This is a genomic window from Streptomyces sp. NPDC057474, assembly GCF_042802555.1.
Lineage (GTDB): Bacteria > Actinomycetota > Actinomycetes > Streptomycetales > Streptomycetaceae > Streptomyces.
In genome coordinates, this window is the sequence record NZ_JBHVDX010000466.1 from 1 (window position 1) to 2,470 (window position 2,470).

The window sequence follows — 2,470 nt, forward strand, 5'->3', positions numbered from 1 at the left end:
GCCTGGAACCACATGGACAGGCCCAGTGCCACCAGCAATGCGCTGATGAACAGCGAGGGAACTGCGGCCGGAGTGGCCTCGGCAAGGGTGAGCCCGCTTTGGCCGACATGTGCGTACGGGAAGTAGGCGATGGGCCCTGCGCCAAGAATCGTGAGGAGGCCTGCCCAGAATGGCCGCTGCCCGCGCCACGCTTGGAAGCTGAACCGCCAATGGCCGACTCGGTCGTTCGTCTTTGCACTCATGGAAAAGAGCTCCTGCGACTGGCTTTCATTGAAAGAGGGGGCGGATGGGAAGCTGAGGGCCGCCTCCGTGTCTCTGGGGACCGACCGGCAGGTTCGCTCAGCGTCCGAGGGCACTCGTAACTCGCGCTGGTCGCCGCCTTGAGGATTGCGCCCGTGGCGAGCGTGGGCCCGCGGGAAGAAACTGTCGTCGACGTGGGCCTTCACCGGGTAACGCGTTCTGCAGGCTCGTGACCGAGGCTTGTGCGAGCAAGTCGAGGTCGCCGGTGGGACACGCCGTCGCCACCGCCGGCGAGGGCGGAGGCGGCCTGACAGAGGGTAACAAGATGACTTAACGTAACAGCAAAACCGGGGTTACTAATGGGTTTCTTGTGAAGGAAAGGAAGTTGGGCGTCCGCAACTGCTGGCGCGGTTCCCCTGGTCCACGTTCGGGTCGCGCTGAATATCGAAGCGGTGGGTCGCCATGGCCCGTGGTGTGGTTCAGGTGTGGGCGGTGGAGACGTCCTCGGTGAAGGTGACATCCCTGATGTGGTGCTAGGCACTTCGACGCTGCAGATCCGCGACGTTTTCCGCGCGGGTGACACGAACGACGTCCTGTTCGATGACGGGGCCTTCCATTCCCGGCGCGTGTGCGCGTCGTCGTCGCCCTGTTCGGCGAGGAGTCGTTCAAGCGTAAGTATTGGAGGTGAGCGCCATGAAGGTGGAAATCTGGTCCGAGGTCACGTGCCCGTGGTGCGGCCTGGGCAGTCACCGTCTGGACAGGGCCGTCGAGCGGTTCGAGCACCGTGACGAGGTCGAGCTGATCCACCGCTCGTTCCCTCTCTCCGACGATCTGCCGGGCGAGGGAGTGATGAGCGTGCGCCAGGCCGTCAAGCGGGTCCACGGCGTGGCGGACGACCGCTTGGAGGCGGGCCCCCGCCGCGTCGAGCGTCGAGGCGCTGGCCGCGAAGGAAGGGCTGGTTCCGTACCACGTGCTCGAGAACGTGGTCGGCAACACCTGGCGGGCGCATGAGTTCCTCGCCTACGCCTCCGCTCAGGGCAAGAACCGTGCGGCGTGGGATCGAATCTTCCGCGCCTACTACGGCGAGACGCGGTCGGTCTTCACCGTCGAAGCCCTGGTCGATCTGGCGCCCGATCTCGGACTGGACCCGGTCGAGACCCGGCAGGTGCTGAATGACGGCCGCTTCAGGCAGCAGGTACAGGACGAGGCACACCAGGCACGGCGCCTGGGTGCCACCGGTGCGCCCTTCCTCGTCATCGACGGCCGGTACGCCGTCCCTGGCGCCCAGGGCACCGACACGCTCCTGCGCGCGCTGTGGCAGGCGTGGGACGAGGCCCACCCGCCGATTGCCCCGATCCCGGTGGCGGACGCCGAGGGGGTGTGCGGACCGGACGGCTGTGCGGTGCCCGCCGCCCATCCGGCCCGTACCTGATCCGCGATCCACACCATTCCCCGCATTCCCCCTTTTCGACATACGTAGAGGTCACCATGTCCTACCCGCTGCACATCGACTCCTCCTCCATAGGGGCCGCTTCGTTCCCGCCAGGTCGCCCGGTCCTTCCGCGATGCCTGGACGGGTGAGGTCGTCCACCGGGACCTGGCCGCTTCCCCCGTGCCGCACCTCAGCGCCGCAGGTGTCTCGGCCCGCTTCACCGACCCCGCCCAGCACACCCCGGAGCAGGCCGCGGCGGCGGCCGTCCAGGACGAACTCATCGAGGAGTTCGTCGGGGCGAGCGCGTACCTGTTCACCGTGCCGCTGTACAACCGCTCGATGCCCTCGGTGTTCAAAGCGTGGCTGGACCAGATCATCGTCGACGGCCGCACCATCAGCTACGGCGGCCAGGGCTCCGCGGCCGGCCGCCCGGCCGTGCTGATCTCCGCCCGCGGCGGCGGCTACGGCCCCGGCACCCCCAACGAGGGCAAGGACTTCCTCGTCCCGTCCCTGGAGTCCGTCCTGGGCGACCCCGCGCTCCTCGGTCTCGAGGTCACCACGCTCACCCCCGAGCTGACCATGGCCCCCGTCGCGCCGACGCTCGCCCACCTCCTCCCGCTGCACGAGGCGTCCCTGGCGGACGCGCACGCGCAGGCCCGCCTGCAGGCCGAGAAGATAGGCCAGCAGCTCGCCGCCTGAGCGATCCGGCACTCACCGTCGCGGGGGGGGGCCGCCCCGCCCCCCCCCCCCCCCCCCCCCCCCGACACACCCCCCCCCCCACCCAACACGAGCCCCCCC

4 protein-coding genes are annotated in these 2,470 nt (G+C 68.9%); 3 read left to right on the forward strand and 1 reads right to left on the reverse strand.

The annotated features are described in order from the left end of the window. Positions 1-242: DUF6114 domain-containing protein (locus ACFU53_RS47725; protein ID WP_384006857.1), on the reverse strand; the 242-nt coding region annotated here is incomplete at its 3' end. Between the two features lie 691 nt (positions 243-933). On the opposite strand from ACFU53_RS47725, the gene ACFU53_RS47730 reads away from it, so the two are divergent. From ACFU53_RS47730 to ACFU53_RS47740, 3 genes are all read left to right on the forward strand, one after another. After that, entirely contained in the window at positions 934-1,251 is a 318-nt protein-coding gene (locus ACFU53_RS47730) for a DsbA family protein (protein ID WP_384006859.1), read from the forward strand. Next, positions 1,211-1,672, forward strand: a complete 462-nt coding sequence (locus tag ACFU53_RS47735; protein WP_384006862.1) for a DsbA family protein — start codon at positions 1,211-1,213, stop codon at positions 1,670-1,672. The genes ACFU53_RS47730 and ACFU53_RS47735 overlap by 41 nt, the downstream gene beginning before the upstream one ends. A 165-nt stretch (positions 1,673-1,837) precedes the next feature. Then, positions 1,838-2,371 (forward strand): FMN-dependent NADH-azoreductase, encoded by a 534-nt coding sequence (locus ACFU53_RS47740; RefSeq protein ID WP_384006865.1) that lies wholly within the window; start codon positions 1,838-1,840, stop codon positions 2,369-2,371. Positions 2,372-2,470: the final 99 nt, after the last annotated feature.

Excerpts from the sequence above, each read along its gene's own strand:
- ACFU53_RS47730 (WP_384006859.1), top strand. The coding sequence starts at position 934 with ATGAAGGTGGAAATCTGGTCCGAGGTCACGTGCCCGTGGTGCGGCCTG.